Origin of the sequence: Streptomyces sp. NPDC051180, assembly GCF_040689545.1 — a bacterium.
In the GTDB taxonomy this organism is placed as follows: Bacteria; Actinomycetota; Actinomycetes; order Streptomycetales; family Streptomycetaceae; genus Streptomyces.
In genome coordinates this window covers 84,882-99,999 of the sequence record NZ_JBFBBC010000007.1, presented here as the reverse complement: position 1 = coordinate 99,999, position 15,118 = coordinate 84,882, and the positions used below count along the sequence as shown (strand labels likewise).

12 protein-coding genes are annotated in these 15,118 nt (G+C 73.3%); 6 read left to right on the top strand and 6 right to left on the bottom strand.

What is annotated here, in order from left to right:
* Positions 1-27 precede the first annotated feature (27 nt).
* Positions 28-1,506, bottom strand: a complete 1,479-nt coding sequence (locus AB0424_RS15180) for a sugar transferase (protein WP_366305460.1) — start codon at positions 1,504-1,506, stop codon at positions 28-30.
* A 702-nt stretch (positions 1,507-2,208) separates the two neighbouring features.
* On the opposite strand from AB0424_RS15180, the gene AB0424_RS15175 reads away from it, so the two are divergent.
* Entirely contained in the window at positions 2,209-2,583 is a 375-nt protein-coding gene (locus AB0424_RS15175) for a hypothetical protein (protein ID WP_366305458.1), read from the top strand.
* Positions 2,580-3,098 carry a MerR family transcriptional regulator gene (locus AB0424_RS15170; RefSeq protein WP_366305456.1) on the top strand — a complete coding sequence of 173 codons (519 nt, stop codon included), beginning with the start codon at positions 2,580-2,582 and terminating at the stop codon, positions 3,096-3,098. The genes AB0424_RS15175 and AB0424_RS15170 overlap by 4 nt, the downstream gene beginning before the upstream one ends.
* Positions 3,099-3,240: 142 nt before the next feature.
* Here the strand turns inward: AB0424_RS15170 and AB0424_RS15165 are convergent, their stop codons facing one another.
* From AB0424_RS15165 to AB0424_RS15155, 3 genes are all read right to left on the bottom strand, one after another.
* Entirely contained in the window at positions 3,241-3,996 is a 756-nt protein-coding gene (locus tag AB0424_RS15165) for a DUF1775 domain-containing protein (protein WP_366305454.1), read from the bottom strand.
* Between the two features lie 73 nt (positions 3,997-4,069).
* The gene (locus AB0424_RS15160; RefSeq protein WP_366305452.1) at positions 4,070-8,230 is read right to left on the bottom strand and encodes a tetratricopeptide repeat protein; all 4,161 of its coding nucleotides are present in this window, start codon (positions 8,228-8,230) and stop codon (positions 4,070-4,072) included.
* Between the two features lies 1 nt (position 8,231).
* Positions 8,232-8,690 (bottom strand): trypco2 family protein, encoded by a 459-nt coding sequence (locus tag AB0424_RS15155; protein WP_366305450.1) that lies wholly within the window; start codon positions 8,688-8,690, stop codon positions 8,232-8,234.
* Between the two features lie 247 nt (positions 8,691-8,937).
* Here AB0424_RS15155 and AB0424_RS15150 point away from each other — a divergent pair, with 247 nt between their 5' ends.
* Positions 8,938-9,414 (top strand): hypothetical protein, encoded by a 477-nt coding sequence (locus AB0424_RS15150; protein WP_366305448.1) that lies wholly within the window; start codon positions 8,938-8,940, stop codon positions 9,412-9,414.
* Between the two features lie 78 nt (positions 9,415-9,492).
* Positions 9,493-10,095: an RNA polymerase sigma factor gene (locus AB0424_RS15145; protein ID WP_366305446.1), complete on the top strand. Its 603-nt coding sequence runs from the start codon at positions 9,493-9,495 to the stop codon at positions 10,093-10,095.
* A 1,007-nt stretch (positions 10,096-11,102) separates the two neighbouring features.
* Here the strand turns inward: AB0424_RS15145 and AB0424_RS15140 are convergent.
* Positions 11,103-11,783: a response regulator transcription factor gene (locus AB0424_RS15140; RefSeq protein WP_366305444.1), complete on the bottom strand. Its 681-nt coding sequence runs from the start codon at positions 11,781-11,783 to the stop codon at positions 11,103-11,105.
* Positions 11,780-12,742 carry a HAMP domain-containing sensor histidine kinase gene (locus tag AB0424_RS15135; RefSeq protein ID WP_366305442.1) on the bottom strand — a complete coding sequence of 321 codons (963 nt, stop codon included), beginning with the start codon at positions 12,740-12,742 and terminating at the stop codon, positions 11,780-11,782. Before AB0424_RS15135 ends, AB0424_RS15140 begins: the two co-directional genes overlap by 4 nt.
* A gap of 275 nt (positions 12,743-13,017) precedes the next feature.
* On the opposite strand from AB0424_RS15135, the gene AB0424_RS15130 reads away from it, so the two are divergent.
* The gene (locus AB0424_RS15130) at positions 13,018-13,503 is read left to right on the top strand and encodes a TrkA C-terminal domain-containing protein (RefSeq protein WP_366305441.1); all 486 of its coding nucleotides are present in this window, start codon (positions 13,018-13,020) and stop codon (positions 13,501-13,503) included.
* Between the two features lie 6 nt (positions 13,504-13,509).
* Complete coding sequence (locus AB0424_RS15125; protein WP_366305439.1) at positions 13,510-14,904, top strand: cation:proton antiporter; 1,395 nt, start codon at positions 13,510-13,512, stop codon at positions 14,902-14,904.
* Positions 14,905-15,118 lie beyond the last annotated feature (214 nt).

Below are 15,118 nucleotides of genomic sequence, written 5' to 3'. Positions count from 1 at the left end.
CGCCTGCCCGACCGCGTCCCCCGCGCATCAGTAGGCCCCCTGCCCGTACACCACCGCACGCAGCGTCTTCCACAAGATCACCGTGTCCAGCGCGAGCGACCAGTCCTCCACGTACCGCAGGTCCAGCCGGACCGCCTCCTCCCACGACAGGTCGCTCCGTCCGCTGATCTGCCACAGACCGGTGAGACCGGGCTTCACCAGCAGCCGCCTTCGGATGTCCGGCCCGTACGCCGCGGACTCCTCCGGCAGCGGGGGGCGCGGGCCGACTAGTGACATCGAGCCGGTCAGTACGTTGACCAGCTGCGGGAGTTCGTCGACGGAGTACCGGCGCAGTACGGCTCCCACCCGGGTCACCCGCGGGTCCCGGCGGAGCTTGAACAGCAGGCCGGCGCCCTCGTTGAGCTCGGCCAGCTCGTCCCGTGCCCGGTCGGCCCCGGTCACCATCGTGCGGAACTTGAGGATGGTGAACTCGCGGCCGTCCTTGCCGACCCTGCGCTGCCGGTAGAACGCCCCGCCCCGGCTGTCGACGAGCACGAGCAGCCCGACGAAGGCCATGAGCGGCGCGAAGAGCACCAGCAGGACGGCGGCGCCGAGCCGGTCGACGACCCCCTTGATCGCCCGGCGGCCGCCGGTGAACGTCGGCATGCTCACCCGCAGCAGCGGGATGCCGAGCACCGCGTCGACGTGCAGCCGGGGACCGGCGACCTCCATCAGCACCGGCGCGACGACCATCTCGGCGTCGCTGCCCTCCAGGTTCCAGGCCAGCCGCTGCAGCCGGTCCGGCGACCAGTGCGGGTCCGGAGTGATCGCGACGACGCGGTAGCCGTCGCGGCTGACGTGGCTGGCGACGTCCGCGAGCGGGCCGACGACCGGCACTCCGTCCACGTGGTCGCCGTCGGGCCCCAGGCCGTCGGTCGTGCAGACCGCGTCCACCCGCCAGCCGAGGTGAGGGAACTTGCGGGTCCGGCTGATCAGGTCGCTCACGGTGGCCGGGCTGCCGGCGGCGAGCACCGGCCTCAGGCACCGCCCCTCGTTGCGGTGCCGGTGCAGCCCGACGCGCAGCAGATAGCGCGCGGTCATGGTGACGAGCGCTATCGCCGGGATCGCGACGAAGATCCAGAGCTTGATGTTGTGCGAGGTCAGCGCGATCCCGCCGAGCGCCAGGACGACGGTCGCCGTGAACAGCGACCGGCCCAGCCGGCGGAACTCCTCCGCGCCCTGGCCGAGCACGGCCGGCGCCCACGACCTGTTCACCGCGAGCGCGGCCAGCACCAGCAGTTCGGTGCCGAACGCCAGGATCCCCCACTTCTCGTGCCAGTTGGCCGCGTCGCGGGCCCCGAAGAAGTTCCCGATGGTCCCCACCACGAAGGCGGTCGCCACCGTGTCGCTCATGATCACGGTACGGCGGTACCGCTGCTCCCAATCGATCGCGGACCGCCTGATCGGTCCGTCGTCCAGACGCCCGCGCGTTGACGGAAACGGGCTGACTACTCCCCCTTGCCGCACAGAACCCCCCAGGTCCCCAGTGGTTCGACGTGTTCGCCTAACACTGTTCCTCCGCCCGGGAGGTCCCCGCCCTCCCGCACATGACATCCCTGTTTCAGAGCTGCTTGAACGCCCCCGCTGGCGGCAGTGGACTCACGTGGCTGCCGGCCCCCCGAGGCGCACGGGATCCCGTCGAAACCCCGGGTGCTCCCCGCACCCGGGGCCCTTTCAGGCCCCGCTGATTGATCACCCCCGCGCAGGGCACGGGTGACTCGACTGCTGGTTTTCCGTAGCGCCGGACCTAAAGATCGTTAATGGTCGCCTCGTATCCGAACAGCTGAAGCACGGTCAATCTAGACCATCGGGGAGAGGTCTGGAGAGGGGATGTGTGCAATTCGTGGTCAAGCTTTGATGATGGGCACAGATCGGTCACGAACGGGCGGTGTCTTCGCGCCAACGACCGCTCCAACAGGGCTTTTCCGAAGGTCAGTTCGGACCCGGAATCCCGTATTCACATGCGGCGGCCCTGAGGGCGTGAAGCGGAATCCATGACGCCCATTTGTGAGCGTCCGACTTCGGTCGGCATTTGCGTGGAGGGTGAAGCAATTTCCGGACAGGGGAAACAAGACACCTGACCTGCGGAATTCGCATCCTGTACCCAGGTACAGGTTTACCGTGGAGAGAGCGCGGGAATTGCCGGCCCCTATGGCGGGAGTGAGCACGATGAACGATCAGGCACGGGTGCCGGAGCCCGGCACGCTGCCGACCGGCGACGAGGCATGGGCGCCGGCAACCTGCACGCTGCCGACCGCGGAGCGGCCGCCGCGGGTGGCCGAGTGGGACGCGCTGTTCGCCGGGCGACTGCGCTCGGCGGCCCGCACCGGGCCCCTCGCCCTCCGGCTGGAATGGGAGCCGCTGCCGGAGACGGCGGAGAAGGTCCGCGAGCTGGCCGACCGCGAGCGCGGATGCTGCTCCTTCTTCTCCTTCGACACCACCGCGGACGCACACAGGATCGTCCTGGACGTCACCGTGGACGCCCCGCACGCGGCGGTGCTCGACGCACTGGCCGCCCGCGCGGCGGATCGGGAGGGGAGATGAACCCGGCACCGGGCGACGGTCGGGCCCCCGAGCCGGCGGGCCGGGCAGAGGACGCGGCACCGGGCGGGACCGACACCGCCCTCCGCAGCGGTCAGGTCGCGGCGGCGGCCGGGGTGAACGTCCAGACCCTGCGCTACTACGAGCGCCGCGGGCTGCTGGCCGCGCCGCGCCGCAGCAACGGCGGCCACCGCCTCTACGACGCGGACAGCGTGACCGCCCTCCGCGTGATCAAAGCGGCCCAGCGGCTCGGCTTCACCCTCGACGAGGTCGCCGAACTCCTCGACACCGGCCGCCACCGCCACGGGCGGCCGGCGACCGGACTGCGGGAACGAGCCGCCTCGAAACTCGCCGAGGTCGACGCGCGCATCGCCGACCTCACCACCATCCGCGCCACGCTCCTCGACGCCGTGCAGGCCGGCTGCGACGACCTCACCACCTGCGCCGCCACCGCCCGCTGCCCGATCCCCTTCACCGCCCTCGCGGACGACCACCACGCTCCGGGCCCGCGCCGCTGAACCGACCCGGCCGGCCGGTCGTCCCCGCACCCGCCGGACGGATGCGCCCGGTCGGGAATCCCCACGCTTCGACGGACCGATCCGCTCGGTCGGGAATCCTGCCGGTCAGAATCCTCGCGTCCCGCCGGACCTATCCACTCGATCAGGACTCCTCGCCGCCCCGCCGCCGGAACCACAGCACCGCTCCCGCCAGGACCAGGGCCAGCAGCACGGCGCCGACGATGACCTTCGCCACCGCGGACGAGGACTCCGCCTCCTTCCGCCGTATCTCCTCGCCCGCGTTCCCCGGCTCGTCCTTCGCATCGGCCCCCTGCGCGGCCGGCGCCGAGGTGACCGAGGCGCTCGGCACGGGAGTGGTGGCGGCCGGCGGCGTGGTGGCCGACGCGAGCGGCCTGGCGCCCGGCGCCGCCGGGCCGACCTCCAGGACCGGGGCGCTGTTGCCGTGGCCCGCTCCAGCCTTCTCCAGCTCGATCCAGCGGTCGACGCGCCCGTCGCCGTACGTCTGCAGTGTCTTGAACGCCAGTGACCTCGCCTCGGGCAGTTGACGCACCACGACCGCGTACGCGGCGTCCTTCCCGACCGCGACCGCCGGCCCGGACACGGCGTACCCGCGAGCGGTGCGCGTCAGCTCCCAGCCTGCCGGACCGCTCTTGTAGACGACGTCGCCCGGCCCGATCCCCGCCGGCAGGATCACCTCAAGGCGCGTGATTCCGGCCGCGGCCGACTCGGTCTCGGCCGTGAACGACACCTCCACGTTCTCGGCCAGCGCCGTCGCCCCCTTGGCCTCCACCTCTACGTGGGCGACGCCGGAGCCGGCCGTCGCGAGCGACACGGCGAGCGCCGCCGACACGACGAGGGGCGCGCGGAGGTAAAGGCGGGCAGGGGTGGCACGGAACACGGGGGACTCCAGGTCGTGGGAGGGAAACGGGCATGCCGGAGCGCGCCCCCGGTCGGATGGCCGGTGATCGGACCTAGCGGGTGCGTGGCCTTCTTCGGCGCTGTTTGACGAGGAGCAGGCTGGCGCGGGCTTTGGCGGTATCGGAATGGTCGGGGCCGAGGACGCGCTCGCAGTCGGCGAGGACCTGTTGCAGCAGGACTCGGGCCTTGTGCGAGCTGCCTACCTCCGCGTAGCAGATCGCGAGATTGCCCCGCGCGATGAGGGTCCCGGGATGGTCGGGGCCGAGAAAGCGCACACAGTCGGCCGCCACGTGTTGCATCAAGGCGAGGGCCTTGGCGGCGCGGTCGGTCTCGTGGTAAGAGCGGGCGAGGTTGGCGCGGGCGGTCAGCGAGTAGGGGTGGTGTAGTCCGAGGAAGCGTTCGCAGTCCGCCACCAACTGTTCCGACAGGCTGACTGCCTTCCAGGTGCGACCCGCGTCCAGGTACGAGTCGGCGAGGATGCCTCGGGCGGCAAGGGTCTCGGGGTGGTGGTGTCCGAGAGCACGCTCGCAGCCTGCGACCACCTCCACCAAGAGGGTGACGGCCTCTGCGGGACGATCCATCTTCTGGTACGAAGCGGCCAGGTTGCACCGGGTCTTGAGGACATCGGGGTGAGCGGGGCCGAGAATGCGGTCGGAGATCGCGGAGACCTCTTCGAGGAGGTCCACGGCCTCTTGGGGTCGGCCCGCCTGCTGGTACGCGGCGGCCAGATTCCCGAGGATGGTGAGGGTCTTGGGATGGTGCTGTCCGACGAGCTGCTTGTGGTCCGCCGCGACCTGTTCGAGGAGGTCGACGGCCTCCTGGATGCGGCCGGCCTGATGGTACGTGGTGGCCAGGTTGCTGCGCGCCGTGAGGGTTTCGGGGTGGTGCTGGCCGATGAGCCGCCCGTGGTCCGCTGCGACCTGTTCGAGGAGGTCGACGGCCTCCTGGATACGGCCCGCCTGATGGTACGCGCTGGCCAGCGTGCCGCGTGATGTGAGGGTGCCGGGGTGCTCGTCCCCTTGAGTGCGTTGACGGTCCGCCACGACACGCTCCAGCAAATCGATGGACATCTGCGTGTGCCCACCTTGCTGGTACGAGTTGGCGAGGTTGCAACGCGCCGTGAGGGTCTCTGGATGGTCGTGACCGAGTACGCGCTCGCAGTCCGCCACCGACTCCTCCAGTAGCTTCGTGGCCTGCTGGGTGTGGCCGGCGTGCTGGTACGAGCTGGCAAGGTTGCCGCGAGCGGTCAACGTGCTGGGGTGGTCGTGGCCGAGCAACCGTTCGTGATCCGCGGCCACCTCCATGAGGAGGTCAAGTGCCTGCCGGGAGTGACCTGCCTTTTCGTACGCACCGGCCAGGTTGCCACGGACCGTGAGCGTGTGAGGATGGTCCGCCCCGAGTACTCGCTCGCAGTCCGCCACGACCTGCGCCAGCCCCTTGACGGACTCGGCGAAGCGGCCTGCCTCCCGGTACGACCCGACCAGGTTGCCGCGCGCCGTCAGCGTGTGAGGGTGGTCGGGTCCGAGTAGTCGCTCGCAGTCCGCGACCACTCGTTCCAGGAGTGCGACGGACTCCTGGGTACGACCGTCCAGCTGATAGCTGTCTGCCAGGTTACTGAGGGCGGTCAGGCTTTCGGGATGCTCCCGCCCCAGGAGCCTCACGTGGTCAGAGGTCACCTGCTCCTGGAGTTCCATCGCCTCTCGGGTGCGCCCCGCGTGCTTGTACGTGGAGGCGAGGCTGCCCCGGGCCGAGAGGGTGTCGGGGTGGTCGTGCCCCAGTGTCCGCTCGAAGTCGGCCACGACGCGCTCCAACAGTTCGAGCGCGTCGTGCGTTCGGCCGGCGTCCTGAAACGACCTGGCGAGACTGACACGGGCGTTGAGGGTGTCGGCATGGTCGTGCCCGAGCAGCCGCTCTCGGTCCGCAGTGACCTGTTCCAGGAGGGCGACGGCTTCTCGGGTGCGGCCGGCCTGCTGGTAAGACCCGGCCAGATGCTCGCGTGCGGTGATGGTCTCCGGGGCGTCGTCACCGAGGAGGCGTTCGCAGTCCGGGACCGCCTGCTCCAGAAGCGCGATCGCCTCTCGGGTGCGCCCTGCGTGACGGTGGGCGCTGGCGAGTCCGGCGCGGAGGGTGGGGAGGTCGGCGTGGTCCTCGCCCAGCGCGCGCTCGGCGAGGGAGAGCGTGCGCTGCCAGTAGGAGGCCGAGGCGTCCGCGAAGCCTGCGGCCAGGAGGCTCTTGCCCACGCGGTACAGCACCCGACGTGCAGCAGCCTCCCCCCAGAGCTCGTCGTGGGCGTGGCGCGCCAAGGTGTCGGTGTTGGTGCGGAGGGTGGCGGCGAGGTCGGGCTGGGACTGGTCGGCTTCGGGCCAGATGTGGAGGAGGGACCGGGCGACGGTGGTGGCGAGGAGGGGGAGTTCGGTGGCGGGGGTGTCTTCGAGGACGGCGCGGGCGGTGAGGGCGTGGATGCGGACGGCGCGGGGTTCGGCGGGGGTGTCGTAGGTGAGGAGGGCGTAGCGGTGGAGGAGTTGGAGGACGGCGTGGGTGCGGTCCTCGGTGACCTCGGCGTCGTCCGGGAGGTGGGTGGCGAGGTGGTCGAGGAGGGGGGTGCCGGCCCAGAGGGCGCGGGGGTGGCCGGCGGGGTCGAGGAGGGCGGCGAGGCGGAGGGCCGGGACGGCGAGGCCGGTGGGGTCGGAGGAGCGGGCCGCTTCGAGGGAGAGGAGGAGCGCGACGGTGATCTGCCGCCCGTATCCCTCGGTGTCGGCGGTCTCGGGAAGGGCGTCGTCCAGGCGGGTGGCGCGGTTGTCGAAGAGGTGTAAGTAGCGGGTGCAGCTGAGGTTCTCGTTGAGCATGTGGGCGGCGGCGAGGCCGAGGGCGAGCGGCAGGTGGCCGAGGGCTTCGGCGAGGACGGGGGCCCGCTCGTCGAGGAGGTGGCCCATCTGGTCGCCGCCGAGGCGCTGCCCGAGGTAGGAGAGGGACTCCTCGGGCGTGTAGACGGTGATGTCGATGCGGGTGCGGCCGCCGCCGGTGAGGCGGGCGTCGTTGAGTCGGGTCGTGGCCAGGACCCAGCCGGTGCCGGTGCGGCTGACGGGCCACCAGGTGCCGAGCGTGGCGGGGTCGGTGATGTCGTCGAGCACGACGAGCCACCGTCTGGACGTCGTGGCCAGCCACTTCAGCAGGAGCCGGGCGTCGGCCTCGGGGTCGTCCCCGGTCGCGCCGGGCAGCCGTATGTCGGCGGCGGCCTGGGCGTACTGGGTGATGACCTGCTGGAGTTCGGTAGCGGGTGCCCAGACGACGAGGTCGGCGCCCTCGTCGAGGAAGTCGGTGGCGCAGGCGGCGGCGAGCTGGGTCTTGCCGACCCCGCCGCCGCCGGCCAGTACCTGGGTCAGGACGACGGATTTGCCGGCCGACCGTGTCCGGTCGATGCGTTCGCGCAGAACGCCGCGCGTCTGGAAGGCCGTGGCCTGGGTGGGGATCGGGCCCACCTCGACGGGCCACGCCACGTCCTCGCGTACGGGCGCGGCCTGCGCGTGGTCGGCCGTCACCTCCTCTGCGGTGGTGGTGGTGCCGGGGTGTCCGTGGCGGGAGACGAGCCGGGCGAAGCCAGGCAGGGCCAGCGCGTGGTGGACGGGCGCGGCGTGGAGGCGGCGCCAGTCCATGGCGCGGTCGTCCTCGACGGCCACGCCCACGAGCCGGCCGTGGCAGAAGATCGCCGAACCGGACGCGCCGGCCCACGGCCGTGCGTCCGCGCGGCCGGGTGCGGGCCAGATCCGGCAGTCCAGTACCCAGCCCGCGGAGGACGTCGACACCGCGGACAGTTCTCCGCGCAGGGCCTCGACGTGGGCGGGGTCGCCCGCTGCGGAGGCGAACGCCGGGAATCCGGCGCCCTTGTAGGGCAGGGGGCCGGTACCGCCGGGGCGGCCCCAGACGACCGCGCCTCCGGCGGTCGCCACCGGTTCGTCGAGCCAGAGCAGGGCGATGTCGAGGGCGTCCGGCGCGGGTGGCTCACCCAAGGGATCCGGCCAGCACACCTGCGCAGGGCCCCCCGCGAGATCGCCGAAGCCGGAGTGCCCGACCTCGGCCTCCACGCGCTCGGCCCAGACCCCTTCGGGCCGGACGACGTGCAGGGCCGTCAGGACCAGCTGGGGACCGACGAGATAGCCGGAGCCGCACCCCTGCGGGCCGCCGGTGGCGACCCGTACGAGTCGTCGTGGGTCCACCTCACACCTCCCACTCCCGCAGTCCGACGCCCTTCTGGTCGGGGGTGGCGGCGGCGGGCGGGGTGGCGGCGGAGCCCTGTGCGGGGACACCGGTGGAGCCCTGCGCGGTGGTTCCGTCCGCGGTCGCGCCGTCGGCGGGCGACTCCAGGCCGCCGGTCCGGCGACGGATCTTGGCCCGCGCGCCGCCGAGCGCCTCGTCGTGGACCTGGAGGGTGAGGGTCAGGGTCTGCCGCAGGGTGCTCCCCAGCGCGCCGCCGGCCTCACCGGCGACCTTGGCGCCGAAGGCCCCGACCTCGACGTTGACCTTGCCGTTGCCGTCGCGGCGGAACTCCACCTCCAGGGTGAGTTCGGCCTGTTCCACCTCGAACCGGAACTGCTCGTTCGTGCCCTCGTCCTGTGCGGTGTAGAGCTCCTGCCTCAGTTCGTTCAAGGCTTCGGCCAGCGTGATGCGCTCGTCCATGGGATCCCCCTGCGTTCCTGACACCCAGTGATGTCGTCCCCAGCCGAAGTGTGTCCTATGCGCCCCATTCGCCGCAGGCGTTCACCGTGGACTTCCTCCGTGCGCGCGTCGGCGCGACATCTGAGGCTCTTGTGAGGGGAGTTGAGTCTGTGACGAGGGTCACGCCCGTGGCGTGTGATGTTCGTGGTGCCGGATCCGCTTGATCACGTGGCGGGTTCCGCCGCCGCGAGGGGGAGGGTGGTCACCGATGGATCGCGAGTGCCTGACGTGGTGCGCGGCCGACATGGGCCGGCACGCTGCCGAGTTCGTCGAGGGCGTGGCCGCCCGGGGCCGGCTGCCGCTGGACTACACGGTGGGCAGTCTGCTGCTGGTGGACCGGCTGATCGACGGGCTCCGAAGGGGCGGTGTCGGCCGGGACGAGGTGGCCGGACCGCTGGCGGGCCTGGGGGCGTACGTGGGGGAGGTGCTGGTCAGGCGGGCCGGGGCGGTGTGGGTCGACCTGCCGCCCGGACACCTGCTGCGGTCGGTCTTCACCCACCCCGTCGGGGTGCGGATGCCGGATGGGCGCGTGTGGAATCCGCTGGGCCGCACGGTGAACCGCTTCGAGATCGGGCCGGGCGAATCCCTCCACACGTACTTCCTCACCCTGCACGGCCGACGGCCGAGCCGCCCGCGCGGCGGGCCGGTCCACCGCGCCGAGAGGCCGTCGGAGCCGCCCTGCTGACGGTCTGACAGGATGAACGTTTCCGGCTCCTCGTGGGGCCTGGAGTCCGGAACGCGTACGGGTTGTGAAGAGGGGCGTGTGGGCGAGGGAACGGGGCGGGCGCCCAGCACGGCACCCGGCCCGGAGCGGGACACGGAGCTCGGCGCCGCCGTCGAGCGGGCCCGGCACGGCGACGAGGACGCCTTCGCGACGGCCTACCGGATCGTCCATCCCGGCCTGCTCGGGTATCTGAGGGGCCTCGTCGGCGACGACGCCGAGGACGTGGCCTCCGACGCGTGGCTGGAGATAGCCCGTGACCTCGGCCGGTTCCGCGGAGACGGCGCGGGCTTCCGCGGCTGGACCGCGACCATCGCCCGCCACAGAGCCCTCGACCATCTGCGCCGCATACGGTCCCGGCCCCGCCCCACCGGCATCGAGCAGGACGTCCTCGACCTCCCCGCCGCCGGGGACGCGGCCGGCCAGGCCCTCGACGCCCTGTCGACGGAGCGTGCGCTCGCCCTGATCGCGGGGCTGCCCCGTGACCAGGCCGAAGCCGTGCTCCTGCGGGTCGTCGTCGGCCTCGACGGACCGACCGCCGCCCGGGTGCTGGGGAAGCGTCCCGGTGCGGTACGGTCCGCCGCACATAGGGGATTGAAGCGACTTGCGAAGCAACTCACGGGGAGAGAGGTGACGCGTGCCTGACGACGAGCCCACCGCCGGCCTGGAGGCATCCCTGCGGGCCGCGCTGACCCGATCCGCCCCGCCGTCCCCGCACGCTGAGCCGACCGAGCGGAGCCGTACCGAAGGCGACGTCGCTCCGGGCGGCGGGCCGGCGGTGCCGGAGGCCGAGGCGCGCGCACGCGCCGCCTTCCGGGCCGCCCGTGACGCGGGGCTGCACACGACGGGACGGACGCGGCGCCGTGACGACTGGACGCCGACCGCGGAGCGCCGGGGTCCGGCGCGTTCCCTCCGGACGGCCGTGGTGGCGGCGGTCGCCGGAGTCGCACTGGGCGGTGTGGCCGTCGCCGCAGGCGGCTTCCCGGACTCCTTCCCCGGCAGCGCCTCGCCGGGCCCGGAACGTCGGTCCGCCGGACGGACGACAGCTCCCGCCGAAGGCCCCGCGGAGCCCGGTTCGACCCGCCCGGGGCCGTCGGAGAGCAGCACCCCGTCCCACCCGGACGGCCACCTCCCGCCGCCGGTGACGGACGGCCGCGGGGACCCGTGCCGCGGGTACGGCAGGCGGGACGAGGCGGGGAGGCCCCACCGCGCGGACGGGACGGCGGAGCCACCCCAGGCAGGCCCAGCGCGGAAGCCGCCCCGGACGGACCCGACGAACGGGACGCCCCGGACGGATGGGGAGGCGACCTCTCCGAAGGCGAACGGCCGGGACGCGGCGGGGACGGCAGGGAGAGCGGGCGACGCAGAGCGACCGGGCACAGCAGCGAAGCCGGGCACGGCAGCGAAGGCGGGCACGGCAGCGAAGGCGGGCACGGCAGCGAAGGCGGGGAAGGCCGCCAAGCCGGGGAAGGCCGCGGAGCCGCCGCCCGCCGGCGCCGGCCGGCGCCCCGGGAGCGGCCCCTGCGCCCACCCCCCGCACCCCGGCCACGACCCGGCCGCCGAGGGGCCCGTGGCGCGGGTCGGTGCGGGGTCCGCGCCGTCGTCGCGCTCCGGGAGGGCGAAGGGCCGGGCGGTCGTCGGGCCGTCCGGCGCTACGGCTCGATCAGGCCCACCCGGATCGCGTACCGGGTGAGTTCGAGGCGGTCGCGCAGGCCGAGCTTCTGCAGGATGTTGGCGCGGTGTCGTTCGACGGTCTTGGGGCTGATGACGAGGAGTTCGGCGATCTCCTTGGAGCTGTGGCCCTCGGCGACGAGCTTGAGGATCTCCTCCTCCCGCTCGGTGACGGCCTTGTCGGGGAGGGGCCGGCCCTGTTCGGCCCGGTCGAGGTAGCTGCGGACGAGGGCGGTCTCGGCGCCGGGGTAGATGAACGGCTCGTCGCGCACGGCCGCGCGGCACGCCTCGACGAGGTCGCGGTCGGCGACGGACTTGAGGACGTAGCCGCTCGCGCCCGCCTTGAGGGCCTCGAAGAAGTACTGCTCGTTGTCGTACATGGTGAGGATCAGGATCCGCAGCTCCGGGCGGAGGCGGCTGAGTTCGCGGGCCGCCTGGAGGCCGGTGGAGCGGGGCATGGAGATGTCGAGGACGGCGAGGTCGACCTCCTCGGAGCGGGCCAGGGCGACGGCCTCGGCCCCGTCGGCGGCCTCGGCGACGACGGTGAGGTCCGGTTCGGCGTCGAGGATGAGCCGGACCCCGCCGCGGACCAGGGCGTGGTCGTCGGCCAGCAGGATCCGGGTGGGACGCGGGGGAGTGGTCGCCCCGGACGGTTCGGTCATGGTGCCTTCGCCTTCGGGTTCGCGGCGCCGGTGGTGTCCAGGCGGACCTCCGTGCCGCCGCCGTCGGCGTCGCCGACGGCGAGTTCCGCGCCGATGAGGAGCGCGCGTTCGCGCATCCCGCGGAGGCCCGCGCCCTCCGCGGCGCCTCCCGTGCCGCGGCCGTCGTCGCGGACCAGCAGCCTGACCCCGCCGTCGGGCAGCCGGCGCAGGCACAGGTCGACGTGGCTCGCGCCCGCGTGGCGGGCGGTGTTGGTGAGGCCCTCCTGGGCCACGCGGTACAGGACGAGTTCGGTCTCGGGGTCGAGCTTCGGCAGCCCGGCGTCGATGTGGGGCCGGACGGACAGCCCGCGGGTGGAGAACTCGGAGGCCAGGGAGCGGAGCGCGCTGTGCAGACCGAGCTCCTCCAGGACGCCGGGCCGCAGGCGGCGGGCGATGCGCCGGATCTCGTCGAGGCTGCCCCGGGTGGTCTCCTGTGCCTGCCGGAGCTCCGGCCGCAGCTCGGCGGGGGCGTGGTCGGCGGCGATCTTCAGCTGGAGGAGTACGGCCGTGAGGGTCTGCCCCACCTCGTCGTGCAGCTCCTGCGCGATGCGCCGGCGCTCCGCCTCCTGAGCGGACAGGACGCGCGCGCTGCTCGCGGCCCGCTCGGCCTCCAGCCGGTCGAGCATGGTGTTGAAGGTGCGCGTCAGGTCGGCGACCTCGCCCCGGCCCGCGACGGCCGCGCGCCGTCCGGGCCTCAGCAGGTCCGCCGTCCGCATCGCGCGGGTGAGCCGTTGGAGGGGCGCGAGGCCGATGCGGAGGAGGACGGCGTTGGCGACGAGCATGGCGAGCAGCCCGGCCACGAGGACCACCGCCTCGCCGAGGAGCACGGGCGTGGAGACGGTGACGGGTCCGAGGAGCAGCAGGACGGCGGCGACGAGTACCGAGGCGTTCAGGAGGAGGATCCGCCAGTACAGCGACACGGTCCCTCCCTTCGACGGGCACCCGTCGCACGTGACCGCCGTCCCCTCCGACCTGCGGCGGGACCCATGTCCCCGCCCCATCCTGACCAGCGCCGGCAGCTCTTGTCCATCCGTGCCGACACCCATGTCCCGGGCCTTCGGGGAGATGGCACGATGACCGGGCCACGGGGGTGGCGAGCGGAGCCGGCACCCGGTCTCCGCCTGGTGGCCGTGCCCGGCCGCCCCCTGCCCCGAACGGCCACGACACACCACGACACCATGGGAGGGACGGGCCTGTGCCTGCTCCGCGGACGAGAACGACGCCTCTGCCCGGCATCGGAGTCCAGTACGACTTCACGACACGGGAGCACCGCGAGCTGTCGGTCATCGCGCACCGCGACGGCACCCGCACCGTGAACGTCTACCGGGCCGACGACCCCGACGCGTGCGCCCAGTCGCTGCACCTCACCGAGGGGGAGACGGCGTCGCTGATCGACGCGCTGATGCCCGCGCACCACAGCCCGAACGTCCTGCACACCACCGACCTCGGCCTGGTCGCCGAGCGGATCGAGCTGTCGGCCCACTCGTACTGGAACGGCCGGGTGCTCGGCGAGACGCGGATGCGCACCGAGGCCGGCGCCTCCATCGTCGCCGTGCTGCGCCGCTCCGGGGCGATCCCGTCCCCGACGCCGGCGTTCCGGTTCGCCGGCGGTGACACGCTCATCGTCATCGGCACCCGCGAGGGCGTCGACGCGGCCGCCGCGATCCTCGGACAGGAGTGAGGGCGGGTGCATTCTGCGGTCTTCCTGATCGAATTCGGCGCCATCATCCTCGGGCTCGGCCTCCTCGGACGGCTGGCCGGCCGGTTCAGCTTCTCCCCGATCCCGCTCTACCTCCTCGCGGGGCTCGCCTTCGGCAAGGGCGGCCTGCTGCCGCTCGGCGCGAGCGAGGAGTTCGTCGCCATCGGCGCCGAGATCGGCGTGATCCTCCTGCTGCTCATGCTGGGCCTGGAGTACACGGCCAGCGACCTCGTCTCCAACCTCAAGACCCAGTACCCCGCAGGGCTCGTCGACTTCGCCCTCAACGCCCTGCCCGGCGCCGCCGCCGCGCTGCTGCTCGGCTGGGGGCCCGTCGCCGCCGTCGTCCTGGCGGGCGTCACCTGGATCTCCTCCTCGGGCGTCATCGCCAAGGTCCTCGGGGACCTCGGGCGCCTCGGCAACCGCGAGACGCCGGTGATCCTCAGCATCCTGGTGCTGGAGGACCTGGCCATGGCCGTCTACCTGCCCATCATCACGGCCCTGCTCGCCGGTGTCGGCCTCGCGGCCGGCAGCGCGACGCTCGCGATCGCCCTGGGCGTGGCCGGCGCGGTCCTCTTCGTGGCCGTCCGCTACGGGCGGCTGATCTCGCGGTTCGTCTCCAGCGACGATCCGGAGAAGCTGCTCCTCGTGGTCCTGGGTCTGACCCTGCTGGTCGCGGGCGTGGCCCAGCAGCTCCAGGTCTCGGCGGCCGTCGGGGCGTTCCTCGTCGGCATCGCCCTGTCGGGGGAGGTCGCCGAGGGCGCCCACGCGTTGCTGAGCCCCCTGCGCGACCTGTTCGCCGCGGTCTTCTTCGTCTTCTTCGGGCTGCACACGGATCCCGCCAGCATCCCGCCGGTCATCCTTCCGGCGCTCGCCCTGGCCGTCGTCACGGCACTGACCAAGATCGCCACCGGGTACTGGGCCGCGCGGCGCGCGGGCATCGGCGTGAAGGGCCGCTGGCGGGCGGGCGGGACGCTGGTCGCGCGCGGCGAGTTCTCCATCGTCATCGCGGGACTCGCGGTGACCGCCGGAGTGCAGCCGCAGCTGGGTCCCTTCGCCACCGCCTACGTGCTCGTCCTCGTCGTGATCGGCCCGCTCACGGCCCGCTTCACCGAGCCGATCGCCGCCGCGGTGGCCCGCCGCCGCTCGCCGGCGCCCGAGGGTGTGGCGGAGCTCGGAGGCGGCCGGGTCACCGGCCGAGGGGTCGGTGCGACCCCGGCCGACTCCGTGACCGGAGCCACCCCGGGATCGCCGACGACCGCCGACGGAGCGGGCGCGGCGCCCGGCCCGCGCGGCGCCCACGACCCGCACGGCGGCCCGGCGGCCGACGAGACCGACGGCGTGGACAGCGCGGCCGACGTGGACAGCGCGCCCGGCCGGGTGTGAGTGCCCACGCCCGGCCAGGTGTGAGGGCGCGCGGGTCCGAGCGGCTGGGTCGGCGCGGGTCCGGCCGGCTGGGTGAGCGCGGGTCCGACCGGGTGCGAGGGTGCCCGGGCCCCTGGTGCGGTGCGCGCGGGTGGACGGCGGGTGCGGTGCGCGCGGGCGGACGGCGGCCGGTGGTCAGTACGATGGCCTGCCGTTCCCCGGCCGGTGAGCGGGC